At 42.9% G+C, this 19,764-nt stretch carries 9 protein-coding genes; 4 read left to right on the forward strand and 5 right to left on the reverse strand.

Annotated elements, in window-relative coordinates:
• The first annotated feature begins 2 nt into the window (after window positions 1-2).
• Together N473_RS14410 and N473_RS14415 are read left to right on the forward strand one after the other, a co-directional pair.
• Window positions 3-3,176 (forward strand): efflux RND transporter permease subunit, encoded by a 3,174-nt coding sequence (locus N473_RS14410; RefSeq protein WP_063368518.1) that lies wholly within the window; start codon window positions 3-5, stop codon window positions 3,174-3,176.
• Between the two features lie 138 nt (window positions 3,177-3,314).
• Window positions 3,315-5,228 carry a diguanylate cyclase gene (locus tag N473_RS14415; protein ID WP_155735618.1) on the forward strand — a complete coding sequence of 638 codons (1,914 nt, stop codon included), beginning with the start codon at window positions 3,315-3,317 and terminating at the stop codon, window positions 5,226-5,228.
• Window positions 5,229-5,342: 114 nt separating this feature from the next.
• On the opposite strand, the gene N473_RS14420 is transcribed toward N473_RS14415, so the two are convergent.
• The 5 genes from N473_RS14420 to N473_RS14440 form a co-directional block, all read right to left on the reverse strand.
• Window positions 5,343-6,479, reverse strand: a complete 1,137-nt coding sequence (locus N473_RS14420) for an ABC transporter permease (protein WP_081221194.1) — start codon at window positions 6,477-6,479, stop codon at window positions 5,343-5,345.
• The gene (locus N473_RS14425; protein WP_063368520.1) at window positions 6,476-7,210 is read right to left on the reverse strand and encodes an ATP-binding cassette domain-containing protein; all 735 of its coding nucleotides are present in this window, start codon (window positions 7,208-7,210) and stop codon (window positions 6,476-6,478) included. The genes N473_RS14420 and N473_RS14425 overlap by 4 nt, the downstream gene beginning before the upstream one ends.
• Window positions 7,207-8,703: an alpha/beta hydrolase gene (locus N473_RS14430; RefSeq protein ID WP_063368521.1), complete on the reverse strand. Its 1,497-nt coding sequence runs from the start codon at window positions 8,701-8,703 to the stop codon at window positions 7,207-7,209. The genes N473_RS14425 and N473_RS14430 overlap by 4 nt, the downstream gene beginning before the upstream one ends.
• 252 nt (window positions 8,704-8,955) lie before the next feature.
• On the reverse strand, window positions 8,956-11,589 hold the full coding sequence (gene topA / locus N473_RS14435) for a type I DNA topoisomerase (RefSeq protein WP_063368522.1): 2,634 nt from the start codon (window positions 11,587-11,589) through the stop codon (window positions 8,956-8,958).
• Between the two features lie 255 nt (window positions 11,590-11,844).
• Complete coding sequence (locus tag N473_RS14440) at window positions 11,845-17,097, reverse strand: Ig-like domain-containing protein (protein WP_063368523.1); 5,253 nt, start codon at window positions 17,095-17,097, stop codon at window positions 11,845-11,847.
• A 177-nt stretch (window positions 17,098-17,274) separates the two neighbouring features.
• On the opposite strand from N473_RS14440, the gene N473_RS14445 reads away from it, so the two are divergent.
• Together N473_RS14445 and N473_RS14450 are read left to right on the forward strand one after the other, a co-directional pair.
• Window positions 17,275-18,609 carry a dicarboxylate/amino acid:cation symporter gene (locus N473_RS14445; protein ID WP_063368524.1) on the forward strand — a complete coding sequence of 445 codons (1,335 nt, stop codon included), beginning with the start codon at window positions 17,275-17,277 and terminating at the stop codon, window positions 18,607-18,609.
• 156 nt (window positions 18,610-18,765) lie between these two features.
• Window positions 18,766-19,641 (forward strand): NAD(P)-dependent oxidoreductase, encoded by an 876-nt coding sequence (locus tag N473_RS14450; RefSeq protein ID WP_063368525.1) that lies wholly within the window; start codon window positions 18,766-18,768, stop codon window positions 19,639-19,641.
• Window positions 19,642-19,764 lie beyond the last annotated feature (123 nt).

Genomic DNA, 19,764 nt, shown 5'->3' on the forward strand with positions numbered 1-19,764 from the left:
CTATGTTTTCTAAATACTTTATTGATAGGCCTATTTTTGCCTTTGTGATCTCAATTGTGATCGTGCTGGCAGGCCTTGCCGCAATGCGAACTTTACCCGTAGCACAGTACCCTGAAATATCACCACCTCAAGTGCAAGTTACCGCAGTATACCCTGGTGCATCAGCCGATGTACTAGAGCAAACTGTTGCTGCTCCCATAGAAAATGCCATCACCGGTGTTGAAGGCATGATGTATATGGAGTCAATCAGCAGTAGCGCAGGCGCAACGACCATCACAGTAACTTTTGAGATTGGGACAGACGTTGACCAAGCAGCTGTCGATGTCAATAACAGAATTAAGCAAGTTGAAGCTCGATTACCCGAAGAGACTAGGCGTCAGGGTGTCGTTGTTGCTAAAGGTTCATCCAGTTTCTTGCAAGTTCACGCTTTTTATTCGCCTGATAACAGTCGTTCAAGTTTATGGACGTCGAATTATGTCACCATGAATATACTGGATAACATTAAACGTATTCCTGGCACCACCAATGTACAGATATTCGGCGCACGTGACTACGCGATGCGTATATGGCTTAGACCGGACATCATGAGCCAATTGAAAGTCACAGTTGAAGAAGTCACCAGCGCGATCCGTGAGCAAAATTCACAATATGCAGCGGGTAGCATTGGCGCTACACCCACATCAACAAGCGCACAAGAATTGGTTTACAGTGTCACTGCTCAAGGTCGACTCTCTACACCTGAGGAGTTTGACAATATCATCATTCGTGCGAATGCAGATGGCTCAACTTTAAGACTCAAAGACATTGCACGTGTTGAACTCGGTTCGAAAGATTATAACTTCAACGGGACAATCAATGGCAAAGATGCTGTGTTACTGGGTATCTTCTTACAACCTGGCGCCAATGCGTTAGACGTGGCCAAAGAAGTTGAAGCTGAAATTGAAAAACTAAAAGCGCAATTTCCACAAGGCCTTGCTCATATCAATTCTTACGATACAACTCGCTTTGTAGAAGTGTCTATTCGCGAAGTCTTAATCACACTTGGTGAAGCCATGGTGCTGGTTTTCTTAGTAGTATACCTGTTTTTACAAAACTGGCGTGCGACTTTAATTCCAACGCTCGCTGTACCTGTATCTTTACTTGGGACTTTTGCAGGTCTATACATGCTGGGTTATTCAATTAATACCTTGACCCTATTTGGTATGGTACTTTCAATTGGTATTGTCGTTGACGACGCCATCGTTGTCTTGGAAAACGTTGAACGTATCATGCATGAACAACATGTCAGTGCCCGAGAAGCTGCTTACAAAGCGATGGAAGAAGTCAGTGGCCCTGTGGTCGCAATTGTACTCGTATTATGTTCGGTGTTTATTCCTATCGCCTTTTTAGGCGGATTAACTGGTGAACTCTTCCGCCAGTTTGCCATTACCATCTCAATCTCAGTCAGTTTATCAGGTGTAGTTGCGTTAACGATGACGCCTGCCCTATGTGTTTTGATTTTAAAACATGAAGATAAACAAACCGCACGATTTTTCTTGTGGTTTAACGACTGGTTTACCCGCATTACGGGTAAGTATGTCGGTTCAGTGAGCTTTATGATCCGTCGCGGCGCACTGGGTTTTGTACTCATGTCAGCGATGGTTGGTACAACCATCTTTATGTGGCAAAAAACGCCAGGCTCACTCGTGCCAGATGAAGATCAAGGGTTTTACATCAGCGCTGTTTTCTTACCTGATGGAACGTCTCTTGAGCGCACAACAGAGGTGACAAAACAAGTTATTGAAGCTGCACAGTCAAACCCTGCAAACGAGAATGTTGTTGCTTTCACCGGTTTTGACTTTCTAGGGGGTGGCTATAAAAATAATGCTGCGACCTTATTCATCACACAAAAGCATTGGGATGAACGTGAAGTTGACTCAAAGGCACTTGTGGGTGAGCTATTTATGAAAACAGCGCACATCAAAGAAGCGCTAGTCCTCGCTTTTAATCCTCCCGCAATCTTTGGTTTAGGCTCTACTGGTGGTTTTGAGTTTTACTTGCAAAACAAGACAGGTGCCGACCCTGAAAAGTTAAAGCAAGGTATGCAGCTAATGATGAATGCAGCTCAGCAAAGCTCGGTCTTAGGTGGACTACAAACTCTGTGGCGTCCAGATGCACCTCAACTCCAAGTGCATATGGACAGAGAGCAAGCCAGAGCTATGGGCGTGAATATTAACTCTGCATTTAATGCGCTTGCAGCAAACCTGGGTAATTACTATGTGAATGATTTCAATAAATTTGGTCGCTCATGGCAGGTTATCATGTCTGCAGAGGCTCAGTTTAGAATGTCACCACAAGATGTTGGCCGAATTTATGTAAAGAACAATCAAGGAGGTATGGTTCCCATCTCTGCGTTTACTGACATAGAGTTTTCTCGCGGTCCTGAAAGCTTACACAGATATAACAACCTATCAGCAGTCAAGTTAATGGGTAATGCGGCTCCAGGCTATAGTTCAGGACAGGCGATTGCTGAAATCGAGCGCATTGCAGCTGAAGTGCTTCCGCCAGATATGACGTTTGAGTGGACTGCGTCTGCATTCCAAGAAAAACGAAGTTCTGGCACAACTGGGCTTGCGCTTGGTTTAGCCGTTGTCATGGTGTTTTTAATTCTTGCCGCTTTGTACGAGCGATGGTCTTTACCGATATCCGTTTTATTAGCACTGCCATTTGGCACCTTTGGCGCACTTGTCTCAATTTGGATAGCTGGTCTTACCAATGACGTGTATTTCCAAATTGGCCTTGTTACCCTACTCGGACTTGCTAGTAAAAATGCCATTTTAATTGTCGAATACGCTCTGATGAAACATCAACAAGGCTGGAGTGCCAGTGCTGCTGCACTTGAGGCTGCAAGATTGAGGTTCCGCCCTATCATAATGACCTCACTAGCGTTTATATTAGGCGTAGTGCCGCTCGTTCTAAGTTCTGGTGCTGGGGCTGGCGCAAGGCACAGCGTTGGCACCGGTGTAATGGGTGGTATGATGGCAGCTACCTTCTTAGCGGTATTCTTCGTGCCACTATTTTTCTACTGGTTAACTACAAGAAAGTTTACAGAGAAACGCTCAAAACACGAGCTGGCCACAGAAATCGCAGCGCATCATAAACGCGACCATACAGATACACAGGAAGACCTAGCCTAACACTTCACAATAAACGCCAGTAAACTGGCGTTTATTGTTTACGGCATTATAGTTACAAATGATAACAAGGTTTTGGCTGTAAAAGCACCAAGCTATTATGTTACTATTTGCAATTATTTTATTTCAAAGGCTAAATCTTTGCGCTTATTTGTTGTATTTGCACTCGCATTAGTAATTAATTTCCCCGTATTCAGCAGCACACAGAGCACATGGCAACAAACCTATGACATGTTACGCGCGCAAGATACCCTGTCTGCATTCGAGTTCTTAAGTGAGGAAATAAAGTCTACGGACCCCAGTGCAAAACGAGTCTATATTGGTGCTACACTTGTTAGAACTGCACTCGCATTAAAAAAAGAGCACACCTTGAGTATGCTCATCAGCTATGACAAGAATGTATATGACCAGATCCTAGAAAATCTTGTTAACGCATTGCACAGTGCACATGACAACGAGTATGAGCAAACCATGCACGCTTTTAAACAGGCAATTACGCGTGCTTATACAACTGACGATCCCGCATTAATAGCAACCGTTGAATTATTTTATATCAACGCGAAGATTACATTAGCTAACTACATACAACTCGATCACCATATTAAAGAAGTAGAGCGCAACGCAAATGCTTTAGATAAACCATTTTGGGGTTTGAACTCTTTACACAATGCGAAAGCTTTGAATGCTAACTTTTTAGGTGATCATGCTCAGGCAATTGAAACTTACAAGCAAGCCATTGCAAACTCGAATTATGAAGGTAACAAAGCGCCCTATTATAATAATTTAGCCCTGACTTATTTAGAAATTGGTAATTACAACGACGCAGCCAAATATCTAGAAAAATCATTAGCTTTGAGAAAAGCACAAAACAATGAGTTTAAGGTTGCACTGACGATGTTAAACCTGGGGATTGTTGCTAACAAGGCACAAAACTATGAAACAGCATTGCAGTGGCTCAATCAAGCCCATCAGTACTACGTCAAATTCGACAACCCTTATCGCCAAGCATATACCCTTGTGCAAAAAGCAAAGGTGTATACCAACACACAAAAAATCGATCTTGCTACAATTGCACTTGAACGCGCATTATCTAAGATTAGTTTAACGAATAACATTAATTTAATCACAGATATTCGCTTGCAGGCGGCTGAAAATATGAGAGCTATTGGCCAATATGACGATGCGATTAGCCAAGCAACTTTGGCCTACAACCTATCCAGTAATGTAAGCGATAAAACCCACTTAATTCATAGCTTAGAGTTACTATCAGATCTGTACGCGCAGCAATCTAACTATGAGCAAGCTTATACACTGCAAAGTGAGTTGGTCGCGCAAAAAGAGCAGTTTAATACCCATAAGACCATGCATGCAATGTTGGCATTGGAATCTGAGCTTGAAGTCACAGCACAGCAACTAGAGAATATTCGTTTGGAAAAACATAATAACAAGCAACTCGCCCAAATTTCTCAGCTAGAAGAGCGCCAGCAGTTTCAAGCCATCATCATCCTATTCTCATTGTTACTGCTATTCATCAGCTTAAGAGGGTACTCTAAGCACAAATATCGGGCACAACATGACAATTTAACTGGCGCGCTAACTCGAAGTACTTTTCTTCATGTCGTGTCGCGCTCCGCCGTCCCAGCGATAGGCAAACAGCATTGTTTGGTGCTATTCGACTTAGATCATTTCAAACAAGTTAACGATGAATACGGTCACCCAACCGGAGATACAGCCTTAAAACAAACCGCAATGCTTGCCAAACACTTTTTTGGCAAGAGTGCCCTTTTGTCTCGCTTTGGCGGTGAAGAGTTCATGCTATTCTTACCCAATTTAGTACATTCTCATAACGAAAATGTCATTGAGAAATTCAGAGAGGAACTCAGCAAACTTCCCATTGAAGCAGAATCTGGAGAGACAATTCATATTACGGCGAGCTTTTCAACTTATTACTATAAAACATCGCCACAAAGCCTGGACAAAATATACAGCAAATTAGATGTCGCTCTATATCAAGCTAAGAAGTCAGGCAGAAATCGAGTGGTTTGCGCTGTTTAAGATGAGTTTAAACTGTATTAAGGAATACAGACTATAATTAGTTAAGCCACAAGCTTTCGGTTTTGTTCTATTGGAGAAACTGGTTGAGCATAAAGTATGCCCAACCAAGTCGCCTTAAAGTCCAAAAACAACCTTTTCACTTTTAAGCATTTTGCTACTTAACATAGTGAATAACGCAAATAGCCCCAACGTACTTAACGATGATAAAAGTACTTGCAACAAGGGCAACTCATTCCCTTTAATTACTTCAATCATTGCATATTGCTGAGCCGCAATAGGAGCCCACTGCACATAGTCGGTTGCAATGTCATATGTGGTCATCATGCTTAAGCCAATCGGCACGAACAAAACAAACGCCACATAAGATTGCGCCTCTTTGAAAGATTTAGCCATAAACGATACAAACACCAATAAACTGGCTGACATCAAGGCAATTGGCAGGCCAATGAGTGTGCAAAATAGAATAAACATCAAGTTTAGGTTAATACTAAAGCCTAGCTGTTCCCATGGCACCATGCCATAAGCAAATTTTGACACAATCAGCACTAACACAAGACCAATCATCGAATAGCTGGCAATCGCTGCGACTTTTGCAAGTACGATCTGCGTGCTACTCAAAGGGTGGCTGAGTAGCAGTGCCAATGAATTTCGCTCTCTTTCTCCAGCACTGGTATCAATAGCCAAATTCATTGCGGAGTAAAATAACGCGATAATAATTGAGAGCGTTGCAATGCCTAGGAACATTCCACCTTTTGAATCAGGGGTTGCTTGATCTTGAGTTTGGACATTAACTGCGCGCATAATGCTCGGGTCAATACCACGACTTATTAACCTAAGCCCAGCCACTTCCGAATTGTATCTTGCTAGACCCCCCTCAAGCCTACGCACAGATTTAATCAACTTATTATCAGACTTGTCTGCAATAATAGTGACCAGTGCACTTCTTCCTTCGGACATGTCTTCTGCGTATTTTACATCGATAACGAGTTTAATGGGTTTAACACTGTCATCATCACCATGACTAATATCGAGCCCATCTAAATACGCAACGAGATTTGGCGCGACCTCTGCATTTTCAATGCTAATTTTAAGTGCTTCAGGAGAACTCAGCTGTTTAAGTAGAATTGTAAACAGCAAGCACATCACTATGGGGGCACCAATCGCGTAATATAAACCCGCCATCACCGAACGTTTATCGCGACTCGCATCTAACATCTCTTTTTTATATAAAACCTGTACTAGCCTCATCATGCTGCGAGTCCCTCATCTGAACCTATCAATGTTATAAAGGCTTCTTCTAGCGTATCCTTTTGCGTCTGTTCACATAGGGATTGTGGTGAACCTTCGGCCACCACTTTACCGTCAGCCATGACCACAACATGATCACACAGCGCTGCTACCTCTTGCATAACATGACTGGAAAACAATACACAATGCCCCTGCTCTTTGAGCATCAGAAGTAGGTCTCTTAAAATACGCGTGCTCATTACATCTAGCCCACGAGTCGGTTCATCCAAAATGATATTGGTTGGCTGATGCACAATGGCTTGTGCTAGTGCGGTCTTCATCCGCTGACCTTGTGAAAAGCCCTTACACTTTCGATCTGCAATATCTGTCATTTGTAGCTTTTCAAGTACACCTTGAGTTGCTTCTGCTGCTGCTTGTTTACCCAGACCACTTAGCTCTGCAAAAAACTGTACATACTCCCTCGGCGTCAGACGCTCATATAATCCACATGGGTCAGGAAACAGCCCAAGCTGCTGCTTTGCAGCCATAGGATCTGTATACACATCAATGTTATCTATTTTTGCATAACCACTATCGGCTTTGAGCAGTCCAAATACCGTTCTAAGACACGTTGTTTTACCTGCCCCATTTGGTCCAAGTAGACCTGTAATTTTCCCATCATCAGCACGAAAGCTTAGTTTGTTCAGCGCTTGTACTGAGCCGATTTTCTTTTCTAATTCGAATACTTCAATCATTTTTTATGCTCATTACTGTGGTTAGCTACGGGTCCATTAATATTCATAAAATACTGTTTTCTATTATCTTTATCGAGACAATCCGTAGTGAGTTCAGAAAACTCCATGGTATTAATGAATTGCCCAATGACTTTATTCGCGCAGGTCTGTGACGCAACACCATGTGTCGCAGAAGGCGAAACTAGGTGTTTCGCATTACTGAAGCTCACCATCGCAAGATCTGCCCAACTGGGAGGTGTGGCTGGATCAAGCCCACCGGATAACAACAAAATAGGAATATTGGTCTTAACTGGTTTGTAAAAATCGTGCTCAACAGGCTCTACCTGCCAAATTGGACAAACCATATCAAGTGACTCAATCATCATCTTACCGAAATAAGATTGGCCGTATTTTTGTCTGTCAGACTGCGTTAAAACAGGCCAATCCTCACCACAGGTAATCGCACTATGCATGCCCATAGCAATACTGCCTACGGTCTGTTCATTTCCGAGTAGGCCAACTAAAGGGTGATAGTTTCCTTTTTTTGCAGAATCAATGACTAACGGGATTAAAGAGCGAGATGTATGACCATACAGCGCCATTCTAACAGCACCACGTAATTTGCTTTCAGTGATCACAAGTGTGATCTCTTTATGTGTTCTTGGGTGCCTGACTGCTACCGTTATTGGCTCATTTTTTAGTTGCAACAACAAAGCTTGATAATCATCAGCCAAAGTGGGGTATTGTTCTAAACAGGCTTTATCCGCCATACAATCTAAAAACACTTCGTTAAGTGCACTATCTATGGCATCACCTATCGCGACAAGGCTCTGCTGCATAGGCACGACACCATCTAAAGTGGCACTTAATACAGAGCTTGGGTACTGACGCAGATATTCTTGCGCAATACGAGTGCCATAAGACGCGCCGTATAAATGTAATTTCTCATAGCCTAATGCCAATCTAACTGCTTCAAAGTCGCTGGCCGCAGCGACAGTAGTAAAGTGGGACAGATCTACTTCTAACAGTGCTTTACATGCGTTGGTTTCTTCTTTTGTGAATGCGACGAATGACAAAGCTTGATCGTTAAACGTAAATTGCTCTTCAATTGTACCTGTGTCACATTGCAATAGTTTTGACTTACCTGTCCCTCGTTGATCTACTAGAATAATATCTCGATTCTCTCGAGCGTATTTTAAATTTCGAGCAAAAATTGCTGCAACTTCGATGGCTGACTGTCCAGGACCACCAGCGAATGCGAGCACTGCTTCTTTGGGGTGTAATTGCTTTATCGCAGGGATGACAGCAAAATGGATATCGATATTCTCAGAAGGTGACTTTTTCGACAATGGCTGACTGACAGAGCCACACATTAAGCGATCTGCAAGGCCTTCAACATAACAAGCTTCAAGTGTGTTGTTTTGTTGTGCAAAAGAAACCCCAGAATAGACAATAGCAAGGGATGTTAAGCTTTGACCAATCAACTTAACGAAATGACTGCCGTACTTATTCATTACTGTTTTCCTTATTCTAATCAACAAGTATTGTTATTTTTTTGCTGATATTTTCCTGTATTAACCGATTAATACAGTCGGCGTTAGAATAGAGGGCAGGCTTTGGCAAGTCAACTGGAAGCGTTTCCAATTTAGATGCAACAAGAAGAGTCTACATTGTGGCTAATTTAAGGTGTGCACTTGGGCTGAACTGTTCAGACATTATGGCAATCGCTATAAAGAAAAAGGCCAGCGTTTGCTGGCCTTTACTCATTACTTCTTGCGCTTTTTCTCTTCTTCGACCCATTTGCCTTCAACAAACGTTGCTTTCCAGCCAGTGGCTTTCCCTTCAACTTCCGTCATGACATATTGTGTCTTCGTTTTGCGAGAATATCTCACAACCGCTAAATTGCCGTCACCGTCTTTTTCTGGCGCATCTGCCAAATAATAAAACTTAGGAGATATTCTATCTCTAAATCTCTTCAGCTCAGCAACTTTTGGCGCTCGAGTCTCCCTTGATTTAGGGAAAGTATGCGCTGCTAAAAAGATACCTGACGCACCGTCACGTAGGACAAAGTGTGCATCTGACTTCTCACACTCTAGCTCTGGTAACGGAACCGGATCTTCTTTCGGTGGCGCAGGCTCACCATTTTTCAATAACTTACGGGTATTTTTACACTCTTCTTTAGTACAGCCAAAGTACTTACCAAAACGACCTGACTTAAGCTGCATGTCTGCACCGCACTTGTCACATTCAATGACAGGGCCATCATAGCCCTTAATTTTGAATGTGCCCTGCTCCACGACATAACCGCCACATGCAGGGTTATTACCACAAACATGAATTTTGCGAGTCTCATCAATTAAGTATGAGTCCATCGCTGTTTCACAGATTGGGCAGCGTTTCTTTTGTCTCAGGCTCTCTGTTTCAGCATCTTCAACATCCGCATCGATTGCTTCATCGCCAGAGATCAGATTCATTGTCGTCGTACAACGCTCTTTTGGTGGTAAGTTATAACCTGTACACCCTAGGAATACTCCCGTTGAAGCAGTACGAATACCCATTTTTCTGCCACACGTAGGGCAGTCAATGTCTGTTTCAACCATGACATTTTGACGCATGCCACCTTCGGCTTCATCTTGACCAGCTAACTCAAGTTGATTTGAAAAGTCTGCATAAAACTTATCTAATACTTGTGTCCACTCTCGCTCACCCTCAGCAATATCATCAAGACGACCCTCCATTTTGGCGGTAAAGTCAAAATTCATTAGATCATTAAAGTTCTCAACTAAACGATCTGTGACGATTTCGCCCATCTTTTCAGCAAAGAAGCGTCTATTCTCAACACGTACATAACCGCGCTCTTGAATTGTCGAAATAATGGCAGCGTACGTCGATGGACGACCAATTCCACGTTTTTCTAGCTCTTTAACTAAACTTGCCTCACTATATCTTGCTGGTGGTTTAGTAAAGTGCTGCTTAGGATCTAGGCTCACAAGGTCAACGCTGTCACCAACCGTCACAGCCGGCAGAGCTTGCTCTTCTTCGCTCTTCTTGCGAACTGCCGGTTGTACCTTTGTCCAACCATCAAACCTCAGTACTCGACCACGTGCTTTAAGCGTGTAATCATTCGCACCTAGCGTGATATTAGTTAGGTCATATTCCGCCGGTGTCATTTGACAAGCAACGAACTGACGCCAAATTAGCTCATATAGTTTTTTAGCATCTGCATCAACACCTTCAACATGTCCCGACAACACGTTTACATCAGAAGGACGAATTGCTTCGTGCGCTTCTTGTGCATTACCTTTCGCACTGTATTTAATTGGTGCTTTAGGTAAATACTTGTCGCCAAAGTTGCCTTGAATGTAATCACGACACATTTCTACAGCGTCATTAGACAAGTTTGTCGAGTCAGTACGCATATACGTAATGAAACCAGCCTCATATAAACGCTGAGCCAACATCATGGTTTTCTTTACGCCATAGCCTAAACGTGTACTCGCTGCTTGCTGCATTGTTGAAGTAATAAAAGGCGCACTTGGCTTACTTTTACTTGGCTTTTCTTCTACTTTAACAACAGACAGGCTCGCGTTTTCAATTTCTGAAACCGCTTTGAGCGCTTCTTTCTCGTTTACAGGTTTAAATGCTTGGCCTTGGTATTTAGTAACAGCAAATCTTACATCTGTCGCCGCCAACTTAGTGTCTGCATGGATATCCCAGAACTCTTCAGGAATAAAAGCTTTAATTTCGCGCTCACGCTCAACCAACAAACGAACAGCAACTGACTGTACACGGCCCGCAGATAAGCCTCTTGCAACTTTTTGCCACAGCAATGGTGAAACCATGAAACCAACAACACGGTCTAAGAACCGACGCGCCTGTTGTGCATAAACCATATCAGTATTGAGTTGTCCTGGTGCTTCAAACGCCTGCTGAATAGCATTTTTTGTTATCTCATTGAATACCACACGCTTATACTTAGATGCATCACCACCAATGATCTCTTCAAGGTGCCATGCAATTGCTTCTCCCTCTCTATCCAAATCGGTTGCGAGATAGATATGGTCAGCATCCTGTGCAAGCTTAGTGAGCTCTTGAACAACTTTTTCTTTGCCTGGTAACACTTCATAGTGCGGTTCCCAGCCTTTCTCTGGGTCTATACCCATTCTTGCAACTAAATTAGCGTAGTCCTTTTGTTTGCGATATGCCGCCTTTTCTTCAGGTGACATTTTACGTACTTCAGCCGGAGACTTAGTAGCAACACCTTTAGTTTTGCCCGCACCTGACGTTGGTAGATCACGAACATGACCCACACTGGATTTCACAATGTAGTCTTTTCCCAAATACTTATTAATAGTTTTGGCCTTTGCGGGAGACTCTACGATTACTAGCGATTTGCCCATATTTGCCTATTTTGACTAATTCTGTCTGTTGTGCCCCATTGGGCGTTATTATTTATAGGTATATCCACAAACACCTATTGTTACAAGCTTTTCATTCTAACTTTTATCTGAACAGCGATTTATTAAGCAACATTTGCTGCTATTTTGCTCAATTGCATCTCTGGACTCATTAAAAAGGCGAATATAGCGGATATATTAGGAAATTCAAGCGTTAATAAAAAAGGGCCTTAAAAAAGGCCCTTTTCACTCACAATCTTAACCGTTGTCTTGGATAATTATTGACTTGGTTCTTGTGATAGTTTCTCCATCATCCGATGGACTGGGAATTTCAAACGTGATAGTTAAGTTACCAGTATCTTGGCTATTCGCTGACGTCTCTGGCGTCACTTGAACAACCGCTTTACCGCGATCAAAACCGCCACTAAAGTAAACAGTACTAGATAATTCAATGATATTTACTACGCCGTTGGTTGTAGCGATGTTAATTTCAGTTCCTTCAGGCAATGAGTTGCCATATAAATCTGAAAAGTAAATTTCAACCGTGACTGAGTCAGTTTCATTTTCATTATCATTATCAAAGTCGCCGAGCATAATGCCATCAATATCACAGTAATCGGCATTTTCAGTGTCCTCTAGCCCAAATAAACCTTCCTTAGGGAAAGTCACAATGTCTGAATCTAGATCTCCAGGATCAATTCTACCGACATCGTTGCTACAGGTTCCACCGTTAATATGAGATTTATTAACGACAAAACGCGTATAAACCACATCGCTTGACGCAACAATTTCAAATTGTTTCCTAATATCGACTAAATCCTTACTGCACTGTCCAGCTTCTTCTGCAGCCTGACCACACAGTAAACCATTGTATATGCCCGTTGTAGGATCATCCGGGAGCCCATCGTACACGCCATTATTGTTGGCATCTAAATAAAATTCGTTGTGCCCACCGTTACTGAGTGTTGGCTCACAAGGATCTGTAGCTGGGTCGTCATTATTTGCTACACAGTCAACCGCATCAAATTGGTTATTACCATTAAAGTCAGCAAACGCTTCTGGTAAATCATCATTCAGCGGCTGAAACTCACCAATATCAAATAGGCCATTCTTGCGTTGTATCGTATCTGTAGACGGCTTATCGTGGAAATTTTCCTGCCCTTTTGCTGTCGCAAGTATCGTCACACGGGCACCGCGCACCACTGTTCTAGTTACACCACCGTCGGTCACCGTCTCTGGATAGTCTCCTATACATGGCACAGGGGCACCTTTATAAGTGTCACATACATCACCGATTCGGTTAAGCCATTTAGGGTCCGTAAATGGCAATTCACCTTGAGAGCGCCATTGTACTTGGCAACGCCCTTTATCCGCAAAGCATTGATAAGATTCATCACCACCTGAACCGTCAATATTGCCGATAACCCCTGCTTCAGCTTGCACATTCGCAACTAGGTCATCTTTAGATAGTTGATTAAACTGATCGCCAAAGAAAACGCTAATATTTGCCGTGACACCTATATAGTTTTGAGTATTAAGAATAAACTTCTCCGGCGCTGCATCAAAACTATCTTGGTCAGGCACACCCGACGATAATATAACACCAGAAGAAACCGCATTGATTTGATCTCCAGCTGGGATAAGCGTAAACCCGTTAGATAAGTTATCTGGTAGCTCACAAAACTCTAAGCTAGGATCGGCTGTACATTGGTCAATCTTCGACTGCCAGCAGGTAGGAAATTGCAGGTTTTGCGCTGCGGCTTCGATAGCATCATCTGGCAGGTAACACGCTTCAACAACCAGCCCACCAGGGACCACACCGCCTTCGATTAAGGTCTTTGCTTCACCATTGCTATCGGTGTTGCCTTTATACGTATTTAAAGTCGCTTCCCCAGTCAAATCTGCAAATCTAAATTCAATTTGCTTTTGACGCAACGGGTTATCGTCAGTATCAATCAACTGGAATGTAATCGTAGATGTTACCGGTACACCGCCTGTTGCAGGTGGTAGGCCGATAAAGCGGTTACTTGCACTTATAAACTTCAATGACTGCACTGGCGCGGTATTAACGAAGAATGCATAACTGGCTGGATCAGCAGCTGAGATACTCGCTGTGATTGTATCATTACCATTACAACCACTTGCTCTGTACGTTGAAGTTGCTACACCTGCTTGCGAACGAACTGGACTGTCAATAGTAGCTAATGTGCCGGCTGGCTGTTGGCTTGCACAAATTGACGAAAAGCCAATATCAACAGGTTGTTGATAAAGTTCAGTCAATGCTTCATCCGTATAAACTTGCGCCGTAATAATGAAACTGTCACCTGAATCTAATTCAGGCAGAGGTTGCTCAGACGTTGGTGAAGATGGTAATTCTGCTGTCAGCTGCAAATACAATTCTTGTATACCCACAGAGAAGTTCTCCGTAGCTGTTTCATTATCAAAACTCACACTAATTGTCCCAGCACCGTCACTGTCACCGGGCTGCAATTTCAGTAATGCAATTCCATTGACATCTGTAAGTACTTTACCTGAACTAGGCAACACCTGCCCTTTATCAGTGGTGATTTCAATGATTTGATTGTCAACGTCTTCTGCATCATCTGTTACAGGTGTTATACGGATAAATAACTCAGGGATCACACTGGAATCTACACTTGTCACAATAGTACAACCGCCAGTAATGGGATCTATCGGGTTATTGATATCATTTCGAACCGAATCCCAATCGTCGTTACAACCTGTCAGCAACTGAATATCAAAACTGTAATTGCCATCTATCGTTTCAGCATCACCTTTAGAGTGGAACAAGGCATTGTTCGTTCTAAGTCCTTCATACTCGGCAAAGACTTCACCGACACCCGCAACACGTGTTGTCAATAAATTAACCTGAGCCCTACCTTCACTATCAGTCTCTGCACGTCCACTTTCCGGATCCATAGTTGCAACGTCATCTACCGTGAACGTAACCAATGACTTGGTCACCGGTTGCCCATCTTCAGTCAACCGTGCTGTGACTACGCCTATTTGGTCTTTACTAATCACATTATCTTGTGAAATTGCCTGGCCGTTACTACCTATGATTGACTCAATAACCAATAGTAAGCCGCCATCGCCTTGGCTATTAAAGTTGAAACTGCGCGATACATTCACGCCACTGCTTGAGGTAAATGTGGCAGTCACTCTGCCCGCCCCTTGTACCGAGTTGTCTTTTAACTTAATAACAGCAACGCCAGATGAATTTGTTAAAACAGAGCCAGATTGAGGGTCTAAAGTACCAAATTCATTGACTGAAAATTGGATGAGCTGATTTTCAAACGCAGAACCGTTTTGTAATAGAGTCGCACTTAGCGTCAATTCAGAGTCACCTGATAGCTCGTTAGATTCAATGCCCGAGGCGTTACGTGCAACAATTGATAACTCGAACTCAGAGTCGCTGAAGTCAGGATCCCCCTCTGAATAGTAGATATACTGCTCAGTTACAGTCTCCGAGGTGACAGGATCTGTATAAGTCGCAGACAGTTGACCTATACCAGTCTCTTTATTAGCAACAAGCTCTAACGATGCTTGCCCATTGGATTGGGTCACGGCTTGCCCATCTGAAGGTACCGTTACTGCTTTTCCACCAGCGGAAACGTTGACAATTGCACCGCTCACCAAAGTGCCATTATTAGAAAGCGTAACTTCAATCATTCCTCGAGTCGTGCCGTTAAGCGGATTTTGTTGACTTATCGGGTTTTTATCAGTGGTTTGGTCGTTAACCGTCAACGTCATTTGCAGTCCACCGTCACCGGCGCTGATAAAATTAAACGCCTTCGTGATAACGACATTATCTTCTGTCGTATAAGTTGCAGTGACAACCCCCGCACCATCAACATTGTTTTCACTTAATACCACCGCAGCAAAGCCGTCCGTACCAGTTTCCAAAACACTGCTCGATAACAAGCCTTTATCATTAACCGTGAAATTGATGTTTTGACCAGATACGGGTGAGCCGTTGAGCGTCAATAAAGCACGGACTGTAAGTGGATTCGAAAATGACAACTGATTTGAAGTTGCACCGCTTGCGGTTTCACCAGTAAGTGCAATTTCATACTTTTCTATACCGAAAAATTCATCACCATTAGAATGATAATTTACAGTACGAGTCACCGTTTCTGACTCAGTCGCATAAGTTACAGTCAGTGTATCAACGCCAGACAACGTATTAGGCACAAGTGTCAAAATCGCTTGCCCCTGTTGATTAGTCGCCACTTTGCCATCTGAAGGAATTGTTACCGCTTTAGTGCCTCCATTTACAGTCACTATCACATCGGACAAAGGCTGGCCGTTATCTTCAAGCAAGATTGTTACAGAACCATTTTTTCCTGTACCAAGCCTGTTTTGATCAGAGATAAGCGCACCGGTTGAATCTGCAATAGATACACTCAGCTGTAAACCGCCATCCCCTTCACTTTCAAAGCTAAATGCAGAAGACACATCTTCAACATCGCCAGGCGCATCAAAGGATACATTTAATATCCCTACACCAGATTCATTGTTATCAATTAAGTTGAATGTCACAGAACCGTTACTGTCAGTCTTCAATACGTTTGTCACAGTGCCGATAAGTGCTTTATCAACACTAAACGTGAGTGGCTCATCAGCTACAGGCTTACCATTAAGTGTCAACGTGGCACGAATTGCGATTGGTGTATTAAGCGATAGCTCACTGGTTTCTTGGCCTTGCGCGTCTAATCCCACAACAGACAAATCATAAACTTGACGATTGAAGAACTCATAACCTTCAGACGCAAAATTTAAGGCTGTTGACGCATCTTCATAAGTGACAGAAATAGTCCCCGCACCGACTTGCTGCGTGGCATTCACTTGCACACTGGCTTGACCATTGGCATTCGTGACGATTTTACCATTACTGGATGTGCTTATCAGTTCGTCAAATGTGAAGGTTAATAACTGGTTAGATAGAGCGACACCATTATTTGTCAAAGTCGCCATTACTGTTGCCGCATCTTCTCCGGCCAGTTTGTTTTCAGTATTGATTTCATTACCACTGGCATCTTTGAACTCAAGTGCAATTTGAATGCCCCCATCGCCCATCGCTGCGTATTCGATACTTTGAGTAAGAGTTTGACTATTCACATCAAAAGATGCAGTTATGGCACCCGCCCCTTGGTTACTGTTTGCAACAATACCAACAATAGCAATACCTTCACTATTGGTTAAAACTGATGACGAGCCATTAAATTCAGAGAATTCATCCCCAACAAATTTGACTAACCTATCAGCTTGAGCTTGACCATCTTTAGTTACTTTGGCCTGAACTTGAATCGGATTTGAAACACTTAGCTCGGAAGAACCACTTGGAGAGTTAAGACTTAATGCCAGTGCATAATCGTCTGTATCAGTACCGCCGTCACCAGAGGAGCTTTTCTCAATTGAGCCACCTCCGCCACAGGCTGTTAGAAGGAATATCATAAATATGGTGCTAAACCAACGCATTGAAAACATCCGCAGTTCTCCCTCGCACAATTTAAAATTAGAGTTATTTGCACAATGTTAACTCAAAACCAGACAAAACATCACAATTTTTTCGTAGTAGAAGACAATTTTTTTTGTTCATTTTGAGCCATCCTGTTAGGCTATAACCATTTTAACAACAAGAAGTTTTAGGGCGTCTCCAAAACAATGACTGATAATAATAAATTTAGCCTCACAACCCGTATCATGATAGCCATGATCGCGGGTATTGGTGTCGGTATAATTCTGCAGCAAATCCTTGCAGGTGAACCAGAGTTTCTAATCCCACTAGGGTTTGCAGAATTTCCTGTTAGAGGCTTTTTCGTCGATGGGATATTCCACATTGGCGGACAGATTTTTATAGCAAGTTTAAAGATGCTTGTAGTACCTCTGGTATTTATATCGCTGGTCTGTGGAACATGCAGCTTAAGTGACCCCAAAAAGTTAGGACGTTTAGGTGGAAAATCAATTTTACTTTATCTAACGACTACAGCCATTGCCATCACTGTTGCGATTTCCCTGGCACTGTTAGTTAGCCCAGGTGCGGGCATTGATATGCCAACAACAAGCAGCTTTGATGCCAAAGAAGCGCCAACGCTTGCGCAAGTCATTATTGGTATGTTCCCAACTAACCCGATTGACGCAATGGCCAGTGGCAATATGTTACAGGTCATCGTGTTTGCCCTACTTTTCGGTATCGCGATGGCACTTAGTGGTGAACCAGGTAAGCGCGTTGCAGCTGTATTTGATGACTTAAATACCGTTATCCTAAAATTGGTTACTTTACTGATGAACTTAGCGCCTTATGGTGTATTTTGTTTAATGGCTAAGCTATTTACTGATATTCAGATGGGGCTCATTGTCGAACTTGGTAAATACTTCTTAGTGGTTGTCGCGGCACTGTTCTTCCATGCACTTGTCAATTACACCGTTTTGCTTAAGACCTTAACAGGCCTCAATCCAGTCATTTTCTTAACAAAAATGAAAGATGCATGTATGTTTGCGTTTAGTACTTCAAGCTCAAGTGCAACCATGCCTGTTACGCTAGAGACAGCAACTAAAAAGCTGGGTGCAAAAAACTCTGTGGCATCTTTCACGGTTCCTCTTGGTGCAACCATTAATATGGATGGCACAGCAATCATGCAAGGTGTCGCCACCGTGTTCATCGCGCAAGTATTTGCTGTAGACTTAACCTTGAGTGATTACCTCATGGTTATTTTAACCGCGACATTAGCATCTGTAGGGACAGCCGGCGTACCTGGCGTTGGACTAATCATGCTGGCAATGGTATTAAATCAAGTTGGTCTGCCTGTAGAGGGCATCGCAATTATCATGGGTGTAGATAGATTATTAGATATGACACGAACCGCTGTAAATGTCACTGGCGATTGTATGGTAACTTGCGTTGTAGCTAAATCAGAAGGTGAATTAGATCACTCTGTGTTTAATGACCCAAATGCAGCAAAAGACCTTGAGGAAAACTTAAGTACAACCAAGTCTTAACTTCATTGCATGTAGAGTAGCTTAATATTGAAGCTACTCTACATTAACTTTTCCATTTAAAAGCATGACCTATTCACATCTTCATGCAAAATATTCAGCCACAAATCCTCTACTTAAGTTACAATCGAGTTATTCGCCACAACTGGATTGTAAAATATGACTTCAAATAAAAAAAATGTTGCTTTTGTTGGTCTTGGTGTAATGGGGTTCCCAATGGCTGGACACTTAGCAAATCAAGGATATAACGTCACCGTATATAACCGTACCACGAGCAAAGCACAGGCTTGGGTAGACGCATACTCGGGTCAACTCGCAACTACACCGGCACTTGCCGCTAGCAACGCAGATATTGTATTTGTTTGTGTAGGCAATGACGACGATCTGCGTGAAGTCACTAAGGGTGCAGACGGCGTGCTGAAATCAATGAAAGAAAATACCATTTTAGTTGACCACACCACAGCATCTGCTGATGCTGCTCGCGAGCTATTCTCAGCGTGTGAAGCTAAAAATATCGGTTTTATTGATGCACCAGTCTCTGGCGGAGAAGCTGGCGCCGTCAATGGTCAACTCACCATTATGTGTGGTGGTAACAAAGACACCTATGACCAAGTTGAGCCTGTCATGACAGCTTATGCGCGCTTCTCTAAACTACTTGGAGATGTGGGCTCTGGTCAAATAGCAAAAATGATGAATCAAATTTGTATCGCAGGTGTTGTTCAAGGCCTTGCAGAAGCTCTACAGTTTGGTCAAAATGCCAATATTGATTGCGAAGCGGTTGTTGAAGTCATTTCAAAAGGTGCAGCGGGTAGCTGGCAAATGGAAAACCGCCATAAGAGTATGTTGGATGACCATTACGAGCATGGTTTTGCCGTTGACTGGATGCGAAAAGACTTAGCTATTGCGCTAGATGAAGCAAAAAAGAATGGCTCTACCCTACCTTTAACAGCATTAGTCGACCAATACTATGCAGATGTGCAAAAAATGGGCGGAAACCGCTGGGATACCTCAAGTTTGCTCAAGCGCTTAGTTTAAGCCATTTCGGTGCCACCCCCGTGGCACTTTGCCCTGCAATCAAAATCAAACCTATCTGCAATTGTGTACTTTCCGTTAATTTTAAACTGACTTGACATAAAATTGACCAAAATGACTGCTATG

This window comes from Pseudoalteromonas luteoviolacea CPMOR-1 (genome assembly GCF_001625685.1).
GTDB classification, from domain to species: Bacteria; Pseudomonadota; Gammaproteobacteria; order Enterobacterales; family Alteromonadaceae; genus Pseudoalteromonas; species Pseudoalteromonas luteoviolacea_K.